The organism is Mycobacterium sp. NGS48 (genome assembly GCF_059812585.1).
On sequence record NZ_JCALCY010000001.1, the window covers coordinates 371520 to 390684 of the forward strand.

The following is a 19165-nucleotide window of genomic DNA, read 5'->3' on the forward strand; positions in this document are numbered from 1 at the left end:
TTCAACGATAAGTCGACGTTCGGGGCCGTGAATCAGGCCGCCGGCTTGACCAGAGTGAACTGGCAGACGTCGGTGTTGCCGTTGCGGAACAGATTGGCGCAGCCGGTCAGATATTTCATGTACCGGTCGTAGACCTCTTCGGACTGAATCGCGATGGCCTCGTCCTTGCGCGATTCCAGCGCTGCGGCCCAGGTGTCCAGTGTCCGCGCGTAGTGCAACCGCAGCGGCTGCACGCGGTCGACCCGGAAGCCGGCCCTGGTGGCGTGCTCCTCGACCGTCGCGACTGCCGGCAGCCGCCCGCCCGGGAAGATCTCGTCCATGATGAATTTGACGAAGCGGATCAGCGTCATCGTCGTCTTGATGCCGCGCTGCTCGATCTCCTCAGTGCTGGGGATCACGATGGTGTGCAACATCATCACCCCGTCGGCCGGCAACGCTTCGTAAGCCATCTTGAAGAAGTCGTCGTACCGGTCGAAACCGAAGTGCTCGAACGCGCCGATCGACACGATCCGGTCGACCGGCTCGTGGAACTGCTCCCAGCCCTGTAACCGCACTTCTTTGGAGCGCGGGCTTTCCATCGCGTCGAACGACTTCTGGACGTGGCCAGCCTGGTTTTTGCTCAGCGTCAACCCGATCACGTTGACGTCGTAGCGCTGCACAGCGCGCCGCAGCGTGGCGCCCCAGCCGCAGCCGACGTCGAGCAGCGTCATCCCCGGCTGCAGGCCCAGCTTGCCCAGCGACAGGTCGATCTTGGCCAGCTGCGCCTCTTCCAGCGTCATGTCGTCGCGCTCGAAGTAGGCGCAGCTGTAGGTCTGCGACGGGTCGAGAAACAGCCGGTAGAAGTCGTCGGACAGGTCGTAGTGCGACTGCACGTCGTCAAAGTGCGGCGTCAGATCGGTGTTCATTGGCTCGTTGGCCCCCTGGTTCATCGCGCTGACACTAAGCCCCGCCCCGAATCGACGCAATTGCGGCGATCGTCGCGGCCGTATCGGTGTCTGGGTTGGATGATTCCCCAAGCATAGTGACGATGCTGGTGATCACTGGTGCGCCGTCGGCGTCGGTGACCTCGCTGCGGATCTCGGCAATCACCGTGCCGTGGGACTCGATCACCGAGTCCAGATAGGTGTCGAAGTACAGCCGGTCGCCGGCCATGATCGGCCGGTGGAAGACGAATTTCTGGTCCCGGTGTAGCACCCGGGCGAGATTGATCGGAATGTCGAATTTGGTGAAGACGTCCAGTTGGACGCGCCGCCCGGCGACGGCGAGGAAGGTCAGCGACGCGACCACCGCCGGATGGCCCGCCTCGGTGGCAGCGGTTTCGGAGATGTGCATGGGGTGTTCGTCTTGGACCGCAGTCGCGAACTCGCGGATTTTTTCGCGTCCGACCTCGAAGTAGTCCGGGAATCGGTAATGCGTGCCGATGAGTTCCTCGGTACCTTCGGGCACTGCCATGCGCTGCTCTCCGCTCGTATGGGCTCAGCGGCGCAGCCTACCAGCGGAATTGCCGATTAACCGCCTCGCGCGCTACCCGCGCTCGTGTCGACGCGACACGCGGCCTATGCGGTCGGTGCGCCCCTCGCGCGTTACTCGCGCTCGTGTCGACGCGACACGGCCGCCGCCAGGGCCCCGCCGGCCGCCCCCAGCGCCAGCGCCGAGGGCACCCCGATCCGGGCCGCTTTGCGGGCGGTCCGAAAGTCGCGGATCTCCCAACCGCGTTCCCGGGCCAGGCTGCGCAGCCGGGCGTCGGGGTTGATGGCGACTGCGGTGCCCACCAGCGACAGCATCGGCACGTCGTTGTAGCTGTCGGAGTAGGCGGTGCAGCGCCTGAGGTTCAGCCCCTCCCGGATGGCCAGCGAGCGCACGGCGTGGGCCTTGCCGGTGCCATGCAACAGTTCGCCGACCAGCCGGCCGGTGAACACCCCGTCGACCGATTCGGCGACGGTGCCCAGCGCCCCGGTCAAACCCAGCCGGCCGGCGATCGTCACGGCGAGCTCGTAGGGCGTGGCGGTGACCAGCCACACCTGCTGGCCCGCGTCGAGGTGCATCTGCGCCAATTCCCGGGTGCCCGTCCAGATCTTGTCGGCGATGATCTCGTCGTAAATCTCCTCGCCGAGCGCCATCAGCTCGGTGGTCGGCCGGCCTTCGATGAACGCCAGCGCCTTGCGCCGGCCGGCCGCGACGTCGTCGCTGTTTTCTCGGCCGGACAGCTGAAACTTGGCCTGCGCGTATATGAACCCGAGCACGTCGCGGTAGGTGAAGTACTTGCGGGCGGCCAGTCCCCGGCCGAAATGCACCAGCGAGGAGCCCTGTACCAGGGTGTTGTCCACGTCGAAGAATGCGGCCGCGGTGAGATCGATCGGCGGCTGCTCGGCATCCGGCGCGTCGGCGGCATGCAACCCGTCGAGCGCACGTTCAGCGCTGGCGTTGGAAGCTACCGTCTGCGGGTCGACTCCGCCCGGGCCGAAAGACGCCATCTCCGACCTCCTCTCGGTGCGCCGACTGTGCCGGTTCAACCCTATCCGCCCAGGGCTTACGGCCTCGCTCCCTGAGACAGGTGCCACACTGTGGCCGTGGGCCTCCGACAGGTGGAGTTGCTGACCCGCGACGGATGTGCGATCTGTGCGCGGGTCTACGCCCAACTGGCCGAGTTGGCCGCCGAATTGGGTTTCGAGCTGTCGGCCACCGATGTCGACGCGGCGGCGGCCGACGGAAATCCCGGGCTGCGCGCCGAATTCGGCGATCGGCTGCCGGTGGTTCTGCTCGACGGCCGCGAGCACAGCTACTGGGAAGTCGATGAGCCCCGGCTGCGCGCCGATCTGGCCGAACGGTGACGTCCGCGGCCGTCGTTCTGCGGTGACTGTGCGGTTTTATCCGCGATCACCGGCGAGTCGCGGATAAAACCGCACAGTGAGGAGCAGCACGCGAATTTGGTGGCCAACCTGTCGAACGACTACCGTGGATGTCAGTTCGTTCACTGGACTTCGTTCGTTTTTTTGGGCAAAGGGGCAGGCCAGGTGATTCAGCCGTGAGCGTCCTGCTCTTCGGGGTCTCCCACCGCAGCGCGCCGGTTTCCGTTCTGGAGCAACTGTCGACCGATGAATCCGACCAGATCAAGATCATCGATGAGGTGCTGCAGTCGCCGCTGGTGACCGAGGCCATGGTGCTGTCGACCTGCAACCGGGTCGAGGTGTACGCGGTGGTCGACGCCTTCCACGGCGGGCTGTCGGTGATCGGGCAAGTGCTGTCCGAGCATTCCGGGATGTCGTTGGGAGACCTGACCAAATACGCCTACGTCCGTTACAGTGAGGCCGCCGTCGAGCATCTGTTCGCGGTCGCCGGCGGCTTGGATTCGGCGGTGCTCGGCGAGCAGCAGGTGCTCGGCCAGGTGCGCCGCGCGTACGCGACCGCCGAGGCCAACCGCACGGTAGGCCGGGTGCTGCACGAGCTGGCTCAGCGCGCGCTGGCCGTGGGCAAGCGGGTGCATTCGGAGACCGGGATCGACGCCGCGGGTGCCTCGGTGGTGTCGGTGGCGCTCGGCATGGCCGGCAACAAGCTGGGTGAGGCCGGGCTGGCCGGCAAGACGGCCGTGGTGATCGGCGCCGGCGCTATGGGGGCGCTGTCGGCGGCGCATCTGGCCCGGGCGGGCATCGAGCACGTCCACGTCGTCAACCGATCGCTGCCCCGCGCGCAACGGCTGGCCCGCAAGGTCCGCGAATGCGGCGCCAAGGCTGAGGCCTGGAGCCTCGAGCGGCTGCCCACCGCGCTGGCCGACGCCGACGTCGTGGTCAGCTGCACCGGCGCGGTGCGTCCGGTGGTTTCGCTGGCCGATGTGCACCACGCGCTGGCCGCCGCCCGCCGGGACGAATCCGCTCAGCCACTGGTGATCTGCGACCTCGGCATGCCGCGTGACGTCGACCCGGCGGTGGCCGGCCTGCCCGGCGTCTGGGTCGTCGACATGGATCGCGTGCAGCGTGAACCGTCGGCGCGAGCCGCAGCCGCCGACGCCGAAGCCGCCCGCCACATCGTCGCCGGCGAAGTTGCCAGCTACCTGGCCGGCCAGCGGATGGCCGAGGTGACTCCGACGGTGACCGCGCTGCGTCAGCGCGCCGCCGACGTCGTCGAGGCGGAGTTGCTGCGCCTGGACAATCGGCTGCCCGGGCTCGAGGCCACGCATCGCGACGAGGTTGCCCGCACCGTACGGCGGGTGGTGGACAAACTGCTGCACGCGCCCACCGTGCGGATCAAGCAACTGGCCAGTGCACCCGGCGGCGACAGTTACGCCGAGGCGTTGCGTGAGCTTTTCGAACTCGATCAGACCGCCGTCGACGCTGTCGCCACGGCTGGCGAATTGCCCTCCGTCCCAACCGATTCCGCTGAGTAGCCGCTTGACCGACGTGATCCGGATAGGCACTCGGGGAAGCTTGTTGGCCACCACCCAGGCCGGTGGTGTCCGAGACGCTCTGCTAGCTGCTGGCCATTCCGCGGAATTGGTGACCATCACTACCAAGGGCGACCGCTCGTCCGATCCGATCGCCACCCTCGGCGTCGGCGTGTTCACCGCGGCGCTGCGCGAGGCCATCGAGGACGGCCGCGTCGACGCGGCGGTGCACTCGCACAAGGATTTGCCCACCGCCGACGATCCGCGCTTCACGGTGGCGGCCATACCTGCGCGGGAAGACCCCCGCGACGCCGTGGTGGCCCGCGACGGACTGGTGCTGGCGGAGTTGCCGGTGGGCTCGGTGGTGGGCACTTCATCGCCCCGGCGGGCCGCACAGCTTAGAGCACTGGGTCTCGGTTTGGAAATCCGCCCCCTAAGAGGCAACCTAGATACCAGGTTGAACAGGGTAAGCAGCGGTGATCTCGACGCGATCGTGGTGGCTCGGGCGGGTCTGGCCCGGCTGGGCCGACTCGACGCTGTCACCGAGACGCTCGATCCGGTGCAGATGTTGTCGGCGCCGGCTCAAGGAGCGCTCGCCGTCGAGTGCCGCGCCGGGGATACCGGGCTGGCGGCACTGTTGGCGGAACTCGACGACGTCGACACCCGTGCGGCAGTCACCGCCGAGCGTGCCCTGCTCGCCGAACTGGAGGCAGGTTGCTCCGCGCCGGTGGGCGCGATCGCCGAGGTGGTCGAGTCCATCGACGAGGACGACTCACATGTCTTCGAGGAGCTGTCGCTGCGCGGCTGCGTGGCGGCGCTGGACGGATCTGACGTGATCCGCGCGTCCGGTATCGGCAGTCCGGGGCGGGCACGAGAGCTGGGGCTCTCGGTGGCCGCGGAGCTGTTCGAGCTGGGGGCTCGGGAACTCATGTCGGGCAGCGCGCGGTAGGAACCCGCGCGAGAACGAGGTGGGAGTAGCACATGACTCGCCAAGTAGGCGTACGAGGACGTAAGCCGAAGCCGGGCCGCATCACGTTTGTCGGCTCCGGTCCGGGAGACCCCGGTCTGCTGACGACGCGGGCCGTCGCGGCGCTGGCGAACGCCGCCCTGGTCTTCACCGACCCCGACGTGCCGGAGCCGGTGCTGGCATTGATCGGCAAGGACCTGCCGCCGGTATCCGGTCCGGCCGAGCCCGGTGCCCAGGCTGAAAGCGGGGCGGCTGAGAGCGCCGGTGAGGATCCGACGACCGCCGCGGTGGTGTCGGTCGGTCCCGACATCCGGCCGGCTCTGGGAGATGCGGCTGAGGTAGCCAAAACGCTTGTCGCCGAGGCTCGTTCCGGGGCCGACGTCGTACGGCTGGTGGCCGGTGACCCGCTGTCGGTGGACGCGGTCATCACCGAGGTCAACGCGGTGGCGCGCAGCCACCTGCATTTCGAAATCGTGCCGGGACTGGCGCCCAGCTCCGCGACCCCGACGTATGCGGGGCTGCCGCTGGGCTCGTCGCACACCGTCGCCGACGTGCGCGCCGACCTCAAAGAGGACGACTGGTCGGCACTGGCCGCCGCGCCGGGCCCGTTGATCCTGCAGGCCACCGCATCGCATGTGGCCGACGCGGCGCGCACCCTGGTCGAGTACGGGCTGACCGAGTCGACGCCGTGCGTGGTGACCGCGTCCGGCACCACCTGCGCGCAGCGTTCGGTGGAGTCGACGCTGGGCGTGCTGGCCGAGGGGGCCGCGTTGGGCGGCACCGACCCGGCCGGGCCGTTGACCGGACCGGTGGTGATGACCATCGGCAAGACGGTGGCCAACCGGGCCAAGCTGAACTGGTGGGAGAGCCGCGCCCTCTACGGCTGGACCGTGCTGGTGCCGCGGACCAAGGATCAGGCCGGCGAGATGAGCGAGCGGCTGACCGGACACGGTGCGCTGCCGATCGAGGTACCCACGATCGCCGTCGAGCCCCCGCGCAGCCCCGCGCAGATGGAACGCGCGGTCAAGGGCTTGGTCGACGGCCGTTACCAGTGGGTGGTGTTCACCTCCACCAACGCGGTGCGTGCGGTGTGGGAGAAGTTCGGCGAGTTCGGGCTGGACGCCCGGGCATTCTCCGGAGTCAAGATCGCCTGTGTGGGCGAGGCGACCGCCGACCGGGTGCGCGCCTTCGGGATCAGCCCGGAGCTGGTGCCTTCGGGTGAGCAGTCCTCGCTGGGCCTGCTGGACGAATTCCCGCCGTATGACAGCATTTTCGATCCGGTCAACCGGGTTTTGCTGCCGCGGGCGGACATTGCGACCGAGACGCTGGCCGAAGGGCTGCGCGAACGCGGCTGGGAGATTGAGGACGTCACCGCGTATCGGACGGTGCGCGCCGCCCCACCGCCGGCGGCCACCCGCGAAATGATCAAGACCGGTGGATTCGATGCGGTCTGCTTCACGTCGTCGTCGACGGTGCGCAACCTGGTCGGCATCGCCGGCAAGCCGCACGCGCGGACCATCGTCGCCTGCATCGGCCCCAAAACCGCCGAGACGGCCGCCGAATTCGGGTTGCGGGTCGACGTACAACCGGAGACCGCCGCAGTGGGTCCGCTGATCGAAGCGCTGGCCGAGCACGCGGCCCGGCTGCGGGCCGAGGGCGCGTTGCCGCCGCCGCGTAAGAAGAGCCGCAGGCGCTAGATGGCCTATCCGCGGCAGCGCCCGCGCCGGCTTCGTTCGACACCGGCGATGCGCCGCTTGGTGGCGGAAACGTCGGTTGAGCCACGGCATTTGGTGCTGCCGATGTTCGTCGCCGACGGCATCGACGAGCCGCGACCGATCGCGTCGTTGCCCGGCGTGGTGCAGCACAGTCGCGACTCGCTGCGCGCCGCGGCCGTCGAGGCGGTGACCGCCGGGGTGGGCGGGCTGATGCTGTTCGGGGTGCCCCGCGAGCAGGACAAGGACGCCACGGGCACGGCCGGCTGTGATCCCGACGGCATCCTCAACGTCGCATTGCGCGATTTGGCCAAGGACCTCGGCGAGGCGACGGTGCTGATGGCCGATACCTGCCTCGATGAGTTCACCGATCACGGGCACTGCGGCGTCCTCGACGAGCGCGGTCGGGTCGACAATGATGCTACGCTGACGCGGTATGTGGAACTGGCTGTGGCGCAGGCAAATTCGGGCGCTCATGTGGTCGGGCCAAGCGGAATGATGGACGGGCAGGTGGCTGTCATCCGCGACGGGTTGGATGCTGCCGGTCACACCGACGTGGTCATCATGGCCTATGCCGCCAAGTTCGCGTCGGCGTTTTACGGCCCGTTCCGGGAGGCGGTGAGCTCAAGTTTGTCCGGCGACCGCCGCACCTATCAGCAAGAGCCCGGCAACGCTCGCGAAGCGCTGCGCGAGGTGCAGTTGGACCTCGACGAGGGTGCCGACATCGTGTTGGTCAAACCGGCGATGGGCTATTTGGACGTGGTCGCCGCGGCCGCGGACATCTCGCCGGTGCCGGTGGCCGCTTATCAGGTGTCGGGGGAGTACGCGATGCTTGCCGCGGCCGCGGCCAACGGGTGGATCGACAAGGGGGCCGCCGTGCTGGAGTCGTTGACGTGCATCCGGCGCGCCGGCGCCGACGTCGTGCTGAGCTACTGGGCCGCCGAGGCGGCAGGCTGGCTTTCATGACTGAACCGCCCAGCTGGCCGGGCTCCCCGCCGGGACCGCCCGGGCCGCCGGCCCCGCTTGGTCCGCCCCCGGGCGAACCGCAGACCCGCCCGGTGGACGTCGATACCGGCTTTTGGCTGTGGCTGGCCGCGCTGCCGTTGATGCTGATCGGCTATGTGGTTGACCTGGTCGCATCCCCGACCAGTACCGGATCCGGGTTGGTGTTGGCCGCATCCTTGCTGTTCGCGGCGGTGCTGTGCGCAATCGTCGTCACGTTCCTGATCCTGATGCGGGCCGGTTATCGCTGGGCCCGCACCATATTGACCGGCGGCGGCATTGCCGCGGTTGTCTACATCGCGAGCCGGTTGTTCAGCGTGGACTGGCCGCCGGTGGCGGCGGTGATCTGTGCGGTCAGCGGCATTATCGGCTGCGTGCTGATCGCCGGGGGGATGTTTTTGCTGCATCGCAGCGACGCCCACGACTACTTCACCCGGTGAGCGTTTAGTCTTCTGCTTCGCGCTACCCCGCATCGTCGCCGCGATAGGCTGGCGCGCGGCGTACAGCTCAGATCAGGGGACAGAATTTCAGTGACCGCAGAGACGGGTACCAAACCGGCTCCGTTGTTCTACGAAGCCGGCGCGAGCTGGCTGTGGGTGCTGGCCGGCCCGCTGTCGGCGGGCGCCATGCTGATGATCGAAAAGTCCAGCGGCTACGGCTGGCAGCTGCTGGTCCCGATGGTTTTTCTGGTGCTGGTGTCGGGGTTCGTCGGCCTGCAGGTGAAGGCTGCCCGGATCCACACGTCGGTCGAACTGACCACGCAGACCCTGCGGCAGGGCACCGAGACAATCCAGGTGGCCGACATCGTGAAGGTCTACCCGGATGCCGAGCATCCGCTGGTTTCGGAAAAGGAGTTGCAGCGCTGGCAGTCGGCGCGCGCGCTGGGTGAACTGATCGGTGTGCCGCGCGGCCGGGTGGGTATCGGGCTGCGGCTGACCGGGGGCCGCACCGCTCAGGCCTGGGCACGCCGGCACCGCTCGCTGCGGGCCACGCTGACCCCGCTGGTCGAGGAGCGGGTCGGGCCGGCCGCCGAGGTCGATTCCGCCGACGAGGACGGATCAAGCTGGTGATGGCCCGCGTCCGCGCCGTCGTCCAGCTCGCACTGGCCGGCGCCGCGGTGCTGGGATGCGCGCTCAGCTGGTCACAGGTGCGTTCGACAGTGGCCGTAGCCCCGATCCTGGACGGCCAGCCGGTCACCACCTCGGTGGTCTACGACCCGCCGCTGCTGTTGCTGACTCTGTTGCTGGCGACGCTCGCGGGAGTGTTGGCAGTGGTCGGAATCACCAACGGGCGACAGACCCGGCATACCCCATAGGGGTATTCTCGACGTTATGGCCACCACCGATCTCGACCTTCGCGGGATGAGCTGCGCGTCCTGCGCGGCGCGAATCGAGCGTGGTCTCAACGAGCTCGACAGCGTGCGCGCGACGGTGAACTTCGCCGTCGAGCGCGCCCACGTCGAACACGACTCCGTCGTCTCGGCCGATGACCTCATCCGCGCCGTCGAGTCGGCCGGCTACCAGGCTTCGGTGGTCAGCGAGCACGCCCACCACCACGAAGACGTTCCCGAGAGCCAGCTGCGGTCGCGGTTGGCCGCTTCGACGGTGCTGGCAATCCCGGTGGTGCTGCTGTCGATGGTGATGGCCTGGCAGTTCGCCGGCTGGCAGTGGCTGGTGTTCGCGCTGACCACCCCGATCGTGGTGTGGGGCGGTTACCCCTTCCACCGGGCCGCGCTGCAAAGCGCCCGCCACGGCGCATCGACGATGGACACGTTGGTGTCGCTGGGCACGCTGGCCGCCTACCTGTGGTCGGCGCTCGCGGTGCTGCGCGGCTCGGGCCATGTGTACTTCGAGGTGGCGGCCGCGGTCACGGTGTTCCTATTGGCCGGCCGCTTCGCCGAGTCGCGGGCCAAACGCTCGGCGGGCGCGGCGCTGCGGGCATTGCTGGATCTGGGCGCCAAGGACGCAGCGGTCCTGCGCGACGGCGTCGAGGTTCGGTTGCCACTCTCGGAGCTGCACGTCGGGGACGTTTTCGTGGTCCGTCCCGGGGAGCGCGTCGCGACCGACGGGGTGGTTGTCGACGGCGTCTCGGCGGTGGACACCTCGGCGATGACCGGTGAGCCCATGCCCGTCGACATCACCGTCGACGACGACGTGCTCGGCGGCGCACTGAACACCTACGGTCGGGTGCTGGTCCGCGCGACCAAGGTAGGCGCCGACACCCAGCTGGCCCGGATGGCCCAACTGGTGGCCGACGCGCAAAACGGCAAGGCATCCATCCAGCGATTGGCCGATCGGGTCTCGGCGGTGTTCGTGCCGGCGGTGCTGGTGCTCGCGGCGCTGACCCTGGCCGGTTGGCTGGTGGCCGGTCAACCCGCCGCGGCGGCGTTCACCGCGGCCGTCGCGGTGCTGATCATCGCCTGCCCGTGCGCGCTGGGGTTGGCCACCCCGACCGCCATCCTGGTCGGCACCGGGCGCGGCGCCCAGCTGGGCATCCTGATCAAGGATCCGCAAGTGTTGGAGACCGTCACCGGCATCGACACCGTGGTGCTGGACAAGACGGGCACGGTCACCACCGGCGTGATGACCGTCGATGCCGTGGAGCCCGCTCAGGGCGAGGACGCCGAGATGGTGCTGGCCCGTGCGGCTGCCGTCGAAGCGGCGTCTGAACATCCAGTGGCGGCCGCCATCGTGGCCGCCGCCGGCGACGGGGTTCTGCCGCTGGTCGCCAACTTCGTCAACGATCCCGGCACCGGTGTCCACGGCGATGTCGACGGTGTGACCGTCAGCGTGGCCAAGGCGCAGGAGTGCGACGGGCGCACCAGCGTCGAGGTCCGCTGGGACAACCGAGCGCGCGGCATTATCCGACTGGCCGACGAAGTGAAACCAACCAGCGCACAGGCGATTTCGCAGCTACGACAGATGGGTGTCCGGCCGCTGCTGCTCACCGGCGACAGCGCTGCCGTCGCACGCCGGGTGGCCGCTGAGGTCGGCATCGACGCCGCCGACGTGATCGCCGGGGTGCTGCCGACCGGCAAGGCTGACGCCGTCAAGGCGCTGCAGGCAGAGGGCGCCCGGGTGGCGATGGTCGGTGACGGCGTCAACGACTCAGTGGCGCTGGCCACCGCCGACATCGGCATGGCGATGGGCACTGGCACCGACGCGGCGATCGAAGCAGGCGACGTCACGCTGGTGCGGGGTGATCTGCGCACGGTGCCGACGGCGCTGCGACTGTCGGCGCGCACCCTGCGCACCATCCGGATGAACCTGTTCTGGGCGTTCGGCTACAACGTGGCGGCGCTGCCAATGGCGGCGCTGGGCCTGCTCAACCCGATGATCGCCGGCGCGGCGATGGCGTGCTCGTCGGTGTTGGTGGTGGCAAACAGCTTGCGGCTGCGGCGATTCGCCCGCTGACTCAGCTGCGGCTCTAGCAAAAGTCCGGATTTCCGGACTTATGAAATGGAATCCAATTACCTGTGTAATTATCGCGGCTACTGGGCGCTAATAACTCGGCGACGAAACAGATTTAGGGAGGAATTCAATGAATTCTATGCGGTTTTCCGGTGCTCGTCGCGGTGTTGCGAAGGCGGCGGTCGTGGGTGCTTTGATCGCCGCGCCTGCCATCGCGGCGGCCGTCCAAGCGGGCGCCGATCCTGCCAACCCCGACCCGTTCAACCCGGCCGACTGCATGGGCAACGCGAACGCCATCTGCAATATCGGCCCCTACGGTATGGATAGTCCTTCTAATCCGGCGAACCCGAATAGCTTGTTGAATCCGGACAATCCCGCAAATCCCGCCAGTCCGATGAACCCGGATAATCCGGCGAACCCGATGAGTCCGATGAACCCGATGAGTCCGATGGACCCCATAAACACCGGCACCCCCGGCCAGATCTGATCCCGCCCGTCGAGACTGCGCCCAGCGCATCGAGACTGTACTGGTAGCGGTTGTCGGCGCCGATTCACGCGCTGGATGCAGGCTCGGTGCCGTGAACGCAGACTCGAAGCATCGGGTCAGGAGTCCAGCCAGGCCAACTCATCCGGTAGGTGCTGGTGCCAAAAGTCCACGTCGTGTCCGCCTGGATAGAAGCCGCCGGCCGGCGGCGTCGGTAGTTGATTGACGAATTGCTGTGTCGCGACGTAGAAGCCGTCGCCGGTGCCGCAATCGATGCGCAGCGGGATTGACCCCAGTTGCGGCGGCAGGCTCAACGCCGAGTTCTTGCGCCAGTCGTCGAGACTGTCGAAGGCGTCATGCGGCGCACCCCAATACGTCATATATAGCGCCGGGCTGATCGCACAAATCGCTGCGGTGCGCGCCGCGCCCAACCGGGAGCCCAAAAGCAGCGCGCCGTAACCACCCATCGACCACCCCATGAAAGCCACTCGCGCGGTGTCGATGTTCTTGGTAGCCAACATCGGGATCAGTTCGTTCAACACCATCGCCCCGGAGTCCTGCCCGGAGGCCCGCCGGCGCCAGAAGGAGTTTCCACCGTCGACACTGATGACAGCGAACGGCGGCCGACCGGATGCGACCAATCGCGCCAACGCATCCTCGACACCGAGGCCCATCACGCCCGCGGCGTCGCTGTCCATCCCGTGCAGCGCAATCACCGGACGCAACACGCCGGTTTGGCCCGGCGGGCGGGCGATGATCCAGTTGGTCTGGATGCCGCCGCGGGCCGCGGAGATGAACGAACCGGACTCCCGGGTGGGCAACGGGCTTGCCGCGGCGGCGGGTGGTTCCACCGGGTCGGGCAACGCGCGCGGCTTCGGCGGATCGAGTAAGGCTCCCAACGCCAACAGTCCCGCGGCGCCCGTTCCCGCGGCCGCACCGGTGACGCCCAGACGCAGCGCCTGTCGGCGGGTCAGCGATTTCACCAGCGCATCATGCCAAGCAGACGAGCGCGGCAGGTATCGGTGCGCCACACTATCCGGCCACAGCCCGATAACGGCCCCACGCTGGCTGTAGATGGCCGGGGCGGGGGTTGGTACAAAGTTCAGAATATGTAACACTGTTTCACATGACCGAACTCAAGGAGCCGGCCGCGTCCGGCCCGGCGACGGATTTGCCGCTGGGGCCGCAGTCGCTGGTGTGGCGCTACTTCGGCGACAACCGGATGTTCCTGACCGGTCCGCGGCCCGCGGTGCTGCAGAACATGCTCGCCGAACTCGGGCAGGGCGTACTGGACCACTCGGTGTTTTTTTCCGACACCGCCGCGCGGGTCAAACGTTCGCTGCCGCCGATCTTCATGACGGTCTACGGCGCCGACGACGACCACCCGGGCCAACAGGTGCGCGACTTCCACCACGAGATCAAAGGTGAAATGCCCACCGGGGAGCGCTACCACGCGCTGGATCCGGAGACCTATTACTGGGCGCACGCCACCTTCGTCGAGCAGGTGTTCTACTTTGCCGATACCTTCGTCAAGCGCCTCACTGACGAGGAAAAAGAACAGATTTACGCCGAGTCGAAGACGTGGTATCGCCGATACGGCGTCAGCGACCGGCCGATGCCGGCCGACTACGCCGAGTTCCAGCGGTATTGGGACGACATGCTCGACAACGTCGTCGTCGCGCACAAGACCGCCAAGTACGGCGTCGGTTATGTCACCAAAGGCTTCCCGTGCCCCAAAGGCGTGCCGCCACTGGTGTGGCGGGTGATGTCGATGGCGTTCAACCCGGTCGCGGCGTTCCTGACGACCGGCGGCCTGCCGCCGCAGGCCCGCGCCCTGCTGGAGCTGCCGTGGAGCGAGCGCCAGGAGCGCCGCTACCAGCGCTTCGCCGCGGTGTGGCGCTCGCGGCCGGTCAACTGGTTGTGGGACCATCTGCCGATGCGGTTGCGCTACAACAAGTTTGCTCAGGCGGGGTATGCCCGCTGACAACGCTGATCCAGCGACCCGCGCCATCCTCGACGCCGCCGTCGTCGAGTTCGGCCAGCATGGCTTTCGCCGGGTCGCGCTCGACGAGGTAGCCCGCCGCGCTCGGGTCAGCCGCACCACGATCTACCGTCGCTTCGCCGGCCGCGACGAGCTGGTCGCCGCCGTCATCGACCGGGAAAACGCGGTGCTGTTCGCCGACATCGCTGCTGAATTGAAAAGCATTCGGCCACAGTCGAACTACTATGTCGAGGCGTTTACACTGTCGATTTTGCGGTTCCGCCAGCATCGGGTGCTGACCCGGATGATCGCCGACGAGCCCGGCCTGATGCTCGAGTTGGCCCACCAGCACTGGGCCGCGGCGGTCGAGCGGATGGCAGCCGCGTTGCGGGTGATCTTCCCGGACGGGTTCGCCGAGCGCATCGGCGCCCGGGCCGTCGACGAGTTGGCCGACACCATCCTGCGCTACGCGGCACTGGTGCTGCTGCTGCCCAGCCGCCATCCGCCGGCCACCGCCGACGACATCCGCGGGTTTGCCACCGAGCATTTTCTGCCAAGCCTTCCCGCTGCGCTGCGCGCCGTGCCGGTGTAGATCCCGGTGTGCGGAGCGGACCACCGCGGTCGCTCGACAGGTTCGCCGAATGCGTCTCGGCTGCCGCTGCGGGAGGCGACTATTAGGTGGTTACTCAGCCCGTGCACTCGGACTGAACCCGACATCGCTTAGGAGGAAAGCACATGTCGTTCGTCACCACGCAGCCGGAGATGTTGTCAACGGCGGCCGGACACCTGGCAGGAATCGGCTCGGCAGTGGCCGCCCAGAACGCCGCTGCCGCCGCCCCCACCACGGTGGTTCCCGCCGCAGCCGACGAAGTATCGGCTCTGGTAGCGACGCAGTTCGCCGCACATGCCGCGAACTATCAGGCGGTCAGCGCCCAGGCGTCGGCGGTTCATGACATGTTCGTGGCCACGTTGGGCGCCAGCGCGGGTGCGTACGCGGCCACCGAATCCGCCAACGCGGTCGCAGCGGGCTGACGGGGGTTAAGACATGGATTTTGCAGCGTTACCGCCGGAAATCAACTCGGCGCGAATATATTCTGGTCCCGGCCCAGCGCCGATGCTGGCCGCCGCGTCGGCCTGGGGCGGGGTGGCCGCTGAATTGAGTTCGGCGGCAACTTCCTACGACGCGGTTGTTGTGGAGTTGGCGAGTGCCACATGGCTGGGACCTGCTTCGGCCTCGATGGCAGCCTCGGCCGCGGCTTACGTGGCATGGCTGCGCGCCACCGCCGGGCAGGCCGAGCTGTCGGCCAACCAGGCTGGAGCGGCCGCGGCCGCATACGAGGCAGCGTTTGTCGCGACCGTGCCCCCGCCGGTGATCGCGGCCAACCGCGCTCAACTGATGATGCTGATCGCGACCAACCTCTTGGGACAGAACACCTCGGCGATCGCGGCCACCGAAGCCCTCTACGGAGAAATGTGGGCCCAGGACGCGACCGCAATGTACGGCTACGCCGCTTCGTCGGCGGTGGCCTCGAGATTGGCACCGTTCACCGCGCCGCTGCAGAGCAGCAATCCGGCCGGTCCGGCCGGGCCGGTCAGCTCCGCCGTCGGCACGTCGGCCGTGACGAACGCGCAGGCGACCGTGTCTCAGCTGGCCTCGGTGGCGCCCGCCGCCGTGCAGCCGTTGCAGGTTCTGCCCCCGGGGTTCGGTGACCTTGCGGACGTTGTGAGCGTTGTGGAGGGTCTGAGTCTCACGCCGGCAGGAGCAGCCTTGTCGGCGGTTGGTATAGCCGTGGCAGGCGCGGCGTTTCAGGCGGCGTCGATGGATAGTCAAGAGATCCTCGCCGAACAGGATTTTCTATCGGACGAGCACGACGAGATCTTGAACGCGATCCGCCAGTCGCGAACGGCGGCGGTGACGGGCTCGAGCGGCGCGACGGCGGTGACGGGAGCCATGGGCCGGGCAGTCCCGGTCGGCGGGTTGTCGGTGCCGGCGAGCTGGACGGCGGCTGCCCCGGAGATACGCGCGGCCGGCTATGCGTTGTCGGCCACCAGTGCCGCTGCCGCGCCGACGGCGTTGGTGGGTAGCGCGGGAACAGCGTTCAGCGAGATGGCCCTCGCCGGCATGGGCGGAAGTGCACTGGCCGGTACGGTCGGCTCGGCTCGGGCCGAGCGTGCCGGGGTGGCGGCGGGTCGACGCGCGAAGCCGCCGCAGACCTCACCGGCCAGTCCAGTGACGTCACTTGCCAGCGACTTGCGCGAATTCGCCGCCCTTCACGACGAAGGAATCCTGACCGAGGAGGAATTCAACGAGCAGAAGCGCCGCCTGCTGAGCGCGGCTGGTGCGATGCCCGAACGCCCCCAAGCACTTCCGTGAATCTGCGCGGCGCGTCTGCGCGCCGCGCCGATGTGAGCGTCGACGGGTGTTAGCGTCCGCTAATGCTGCAGACGCCCACCCGATCCAGCGTGAGCACTGGCTCAACGCTTCCGCACGGGTTGTCACAGCGGCAGCTCAACATGATCGCGATCGGCGGGGTGATCGGCGCGGGCTTGTTCATCGGATCCGGCGTAGTCATCAGTGCTACCGGCCCAGCCACGTTTGTGACCTACGCGCTCGCCGGGGTGCTGATCGTGTTCGTGATGCGGATGCTCGGCGAGATGGCCACCGCCAACCCGTCAACCGGGTCGTTTGCTGACTATGCGCGGCAGGCTCTGGGGGGCTGGGCAGGGTTTTCGGTGGGCTGGCTGTATTGGTACTCCTGGGTGATCGTGGTGGGTTTCGAGGCCGTCGCGGGCGGAAAAGTCCTCGGCTACTGGATCAATGCCCCGCTGTGGGTGTTGTCGCTGATCCTGATGGTGACGATGACCGCGACGAACTTGTTCTCGGTGGCATCGTTCGGCGAGTTCGAATTCTGGTTCGCCGGAATCAAAGTCGCGACCGTTACCGTCTTCATTGGGCTGGGCACACTTTTCGTCACCGGTATGTGGCCGCACCATCACATGGATTTCGGCCACCTCACCGCTCACGGCGGTTTCTTCCCGACCGGTGTGGGCTCCGTCGTCGCCGCTGCCGCAGTAGTGGTTTCGGCGATGACCGGCGCCGAGGTCGCCACCATCGCCGCCGCAGAAACCCCCAATCCGGCCCGCGCGGTGCGCCGCGCGACCAACACCGTCGTCGTCCGCATCCTGATTTTTTACGTCGGCTCGGTCTTTCTGCTCGCCGCAATCCTGCCCTGGAACTCCCTCGAACCCGGTACCTCGCCCTACATCGGCGCGCTCACCGCGATGGGCATCCATGGCGCCGGTCATCTGGTGAACGCGGTCATCCTCACCGCGGTGCTGTCGTGTCTGAACTCGGGGCTGTACACGGCATCTCGCATGCTGTTCGTGCTCGCCGCCCACCACGAGGCACCACTGCAGTTGGTCAAGGTCGGCCGGCGCGGAGTCCCGGCAACCGCCATCTTGTTCTCGTCGGTGGTGGGTTTCTTGTCCGTGCTGATGGCCTGGATCGCCCCGGACACCGTGTTCGACTTCCTGCTGAAATCGTCGGGAGCGATCGTTCTTTTCGTGTACCTGTTGATCGCGCTGTCCCAGATTGTCCTGCGCCGCCGGACATCGCCGGACAAGCTTCGGGTCAGGATGTGGTGCTTCCCGGTGCTGTCGATCCTCACTGTTGTCGGCATCGTTGCGGTGCTCGTGCAGATGGCGTTCGACGACGGCGCCCGCGCGCAGCTGTGGCTGGGCCTGTTGTCCTGGGTGGTCGTCCTGGTGTTGTACTTCCTGCCCAGATTCTGGCGCCGGCCCACACAGCTTGATGCCGGCGGTCCACCAACCGGCAAAGCCACCCGGGTTTTGGTGCTGGCGAACAAAAACGTCTCCGGCAGTGAGCTTTTCGACGCGCTGCGGCGGGTGGATACCAAGCGGCGAGCCGAATATTTCGTCTGTGTGCCGGCAAGCCCTGCCGACACCGGCCAAGCTGGGAACACCGGTCCGGTCTATGTGATGAACGCGACCGTGCAAGCCGCGCAACAACGACTGGACGCCATCCTGACCGAAATGCGCGACATCGGACTGTCGGCCGGCGGCGAACTCGGCGACTACCGTCCGCTACGTGCGCTGGCCAGTGCGGTGCAGAGCTTCGGCCCGGACCAGTTGGTCATCGCCGAAGGCCGGCAGTCCTGGCTGCGGCTGGGCCTGGTGGATAAGGCTCGCTCGACGCATCCGATTCCGGTCACTCATGTGGTGTCCCGCGAGGCGGCAACCAATGTGGTGGGATAGCGCGCTGCTCACTATGCGATTCATCGCTTTCGTGCGGTGAGGAGCAGGTACTCCCATTCCATCGTGCCGCCGCTCATGTGTCGCTGAGCGAGTTGGACGAGTTGGGTGTCTAGCGTGGCGGCCAAGACGGGGTTGCTACCGATCTGGCGGTAGGCGTTGATTGTTGGGCCGTAATGCTGCTTGAAGTAGTCATGGACAGCTTTAGCGTTCTCGAACCGGTCCACTTTCAACGTGTCCCGGTGCGCGCGGATGTCGCTGATGCGGTTTCTCATCAGCCCGGTGACGTAGTCCTGACATCCCCACAACGCGGCTGGCGGCATACCGGGTGCCAGGGTCGGCCTATACGGCCTGAGGGCGGCGAGCATCTGGCCGAAAAATCCATCCGGTGTCCAGCTGATCAGTCCCAGCGTTCCGCCGGACCGACAGACCCGGACCAGCTCGTCGGCTGCGCGCTGATGATGCGGCGCGAACATCACACCGATGGCCGACAGTACAAAGTCGAACTGTCCGTCGGCGAACGGCAGGCATTCGGCGTTGGCTTCTCGCCATTCGAGTGGCACACCCTGTTCGGCCGCCCGCATCTGGGAGCGGTGCAGCAATTCGGGGGTCAGGTCGCTGGAAACAACCGTGGCACCCGTCACGGCCGCGGGGAGCGAAATGTTTCCGGATCCGGCAGCCACGTCGAGGACGCGATTTCCTGGGCCAATCCCAGTGGCGCTGACCAATATCGGGCCGAGTGGGGCCATTACCTGCTCGGCCATGAGGGCGTAGTCGCCCATCGCCCACACGGCGCGGGGTGTGGTAGCGACGGCGTGGTTTTCGCCGACCGGGATATCGATGCTCATCAAACCTCCTGATAAGGCAGGGCTAGCTGCTCAGACACTCTGGCGGTGCCAGCAGCGAAGCTTGGCGCATACAGCTAGGCCCTGCTCGAAATATAGTAATGATAGGCAATA

20 protein-coding genes are annotated in these 19165 nt (G+C 67.4%); 15 read left to right on the forward strand and 5 right to left on the reverse strand.

Annotated elements, in window-relative coordinates:
* Positions 1-32: 32 nt before the first annotated feature.
* The 3 genes from AC5Y42_RS01785 to AC5Y42_RS01795 all read right to left on the reverse strand — a co-directional run bounded on the left by AC5Y42_RS01785 (position 33) and on the right by AC5Y42_RS01795 (position 2474).
* Positions 33-905 (reverse strand): cyclopropane mycolic acid synthase family methyltransferase, encoded by an 873-nt coding sequence (locus AC5Y42_RS01785; protein ID WP_499895834.1) that lies wholly within the window; start codon positions 903-905, stop codon positions 33-35.
* A gap of 34 nt (positions 906-939) precedes the next feature.
* Positions 940-1452: an FAS1-like dehydratase domain-containing protein gene (locus tag AC5Y42_RS01790; RefSeq protein ID WP_499895311.1), complete on the reverse strand. Its 513-nt coding sequence runs from the start codon at positions 1450-1452 to the stop codon at positions 940-942.
* 131 nt (positions 1453-1583) lie between these two features.
* On the reverse strand, positions 1584-2474 hold the full coding sequence (locus AC5Y42_RS01795) for an HAD family hydrolase (protein ID WP_499895313.1): 891 nt from the start codon (positions 2472-2474) through the stop codon (positions 1584-1586).
* Positions 2475-2570: 96 nt separating this feature from the next.
* On the opposite strand from AC5Y42_RS01795, the gene AC5Y42_RS01800 reads away from it, so the two are divergent.
* From AC5Y42_RS01800 to AC5Y42_RS01845, 10 genes are all read left to right on the forward strand, one after another.
* On the forward strand, positions 2571-2831 hold the full coding sequence (locus tag AC5Y42_RS01800; protein ID WP_499895315.1) for a glutaredoxin family protein: 261 nt from the start codon (positions 2571-2573) through the stop codon (positions 2829-2831).
* Positions 2832-3025: 194 nt separating this feature from the next.
* A complete protein-coding gene (locus AC5Y42_RS01805; protein WP_499895317.1) occupies positions 3026-4381 on the forward strand; it encodes a glutamyl-tRNA reductase in 1356 nt (451 codons plus the stop codon).
* Between the two features lie 13 nt (positions 4382-4394).
* Positions 4395-5327, forward strand: a complete 933-nt coding sequence (gene hemC, locus AC5Y42_RS01810) for a hydroxymethylbilane synthase (RefSeq protein ID WP_499895836.1) — start codon at positions 4395-4397, stop codon at positions 5325-5327.
* A gap of 32 nt (positions 5328-5359) precedes the next feature.
* Entirely contained in the window at positions 5360-7042 is a 1683-nt protein-coding gene (locus AC5Y42_RS01815; RefSeq protein WP_499895318.1) for a bifunctional uroporphyrinogen-III C-methyltransferase/uroporphyrinogen-III synthase, read from the forward strand.
* A complete protein-coding gene (gene hemB / locus AC5Y42_RS01820) occupies positions 7043-8023 on the forward strand; it encodes a porphobilinogen synthase (RefSeq protein WP_499895319.1) in 981 nt (326 codons plus the stop codon). It abuts the gene before it with no gap.
* A complete protein-coding gene (locus AC5Y42_RS01825) occupies positions 8020-8499 on the forward strand; it encodes a hypothetical protein (RefSeq protein ID WP_499895321.1) in 480 nt (159 codons plus the stop codon). The genes hemB and AC5Y42_RS01825 overlap by 4 nt, the downstream gene beginning before the upstream one ends.
* A 90-nt stretch (positions 8500-8589) precedes the next feature.
* The gene (mce1N, locus tag AC5Y42_RS01830) at positions 8590-9129 is read left to right on the forward strand and encodes a transport-regulating membrane protein Mce1N (protein ID WP_499895322.1); all 540 of its coding nucleotides are present in this window, start codon (positions 8590-8592) and stop codon (positions 9127-9129) included.
* Positions 9126-9374 carry a hypothetical protein gene (locus tag AC5Y42_RS01835; protein ID WP_499895324.1) on the forward strand — a complete coding sequence of 83 codons (249 nt, stop codon included), beginning with the start codon at positions 9126-9128 and terminating at the stop codon, positions 9372-9374. Before mce1N ends, AC5Y42_RS01835 begins: the two co-directional genes overlap by 4 nt.
* 16 nt (positions 9375-9390) lie before the next feature.
* Positions 9391-11472 carry a heavy metal translocating P-type ATPase gene (locus AC5Y42_RS01840; RefSeq protein WP_499895326.1) on the forward strand — a complete coding sequence of 694 codons (2082 nt, stop codon included), beginning with the start codon at positions 9391-9393 and terminating at the stop codon, positions 11470-11472.
* Between the two features lie 136 nt (positions 11473-11608).
* Entirely contained in the window at positions 11609-11956 is a 348-nt protein-coding gene (locus AC5Y42_RS01845) for a hypothetical protein (protein ID WP_499895328.1), read from the forward strand.
* Between the two features lie 116 nt (positions 11957-12072).
* On the opposite strand, the gene AC5Y42_RS01850 is transcribed toward AC5Y42_RS01845, so the two are convergent.
* The gene (locus tag AC5Y42_RS01850; protein WP_499895330.1) at positions 12073-12936 is read right to left on the reverse strand and encodes an alpha/beta hydrolase; all 864 of its coding nucleotides are present in this window, start codon (positions 12934-12936) and stop codon (positions 12073-12075) included.
* Between the two features lie 143 nt (positions 12937-13079).
* Between AC5Y42_RS01850 and AC5Y42_RS01855 the strand changes: the two genes are divergently transcribed.
* The 5 genes from AC5Y42_RS01855 to AC5Y42_RS01875 all read left to right on the forward strand — a co-directional run bounded on the left by AC5Y42_RS01855 (position 13080) and on the right by AC5Y42_RS01875 (position 18209).
* Positions 13080-13937, forward strand: a complete 858-nt coding sequence (locus AC5Y42_RS01855; RefSeq protein WP_499895332.1) for an oxygenase MpaB family protein — start codon at positions 13080-13082, stop codon at positions 13935-13937.
* Positions 13927-14526, forward strand: a complete 600-nt coding sequence (locus tag AC5Y42_RS01860; protein WP_499895333.1) for a TetR/AcrR family transcriptional regulator — start codon at positions 13927-13929, stop codon at positions 14524-14526. The genes AC5Y42_RS01855 and AC5Y42_RS01860 overlap by 11 nt, the downstream gene beginning before the upstream one ends.
* A 143-nt stretch (positions 14527-14669) precedes the next feature.
* Complete coding sequence (locus AC5Y42_RS01865; RefSeq protein ID WP_499895335.1) at positions 14670-14966, forward strand: PE family protein; 297 nt, start codon at positions 14670-14672, stop codon at positions 14964-14966.
* A gap of 13 nt (positions 14967-14979) precedes the next feature.
* Positions 14980-16308 (forward strand): PPE family protein, SVP subgroup, encoded by a 1329-nt coding sequence (locus AC5Y42_RS01870; protein ID WP_499895336.1) that lies wholly within the window; start codon positions 14980-14982, stop codon positions 16306-16308.
* An 89-nt stretch (positions 16309-16397) separates the two neighbouring features.
* Positions 16398-18209 (forward strand): amino acid permease, encoded by a 1812-nt coding sequence (locus AC5Y42_RS01875; RefSeq protein ID WP_499895838.1) that lies wholly within the window; start codon positions 16398-16400, stop codon positions 18207-18209.
* 20 nt (positions 18210-18229) lie between these two features.
* On the opposite strand, the gene AC5Y42_RS01880 is transcribed toward AC5Y42_RS01875, so the two are convergent.
* Entirely contained in the window at positions 18230-19054 is an 825-nt protein-coding gene (locus AC5Y42_RS01880; protein WP_499895338.1) for a class I SAM-dependent methyltransferase, read from the reverse strand.
* Positions 19055-19165 lie beyond the last annotated feature (111 nt).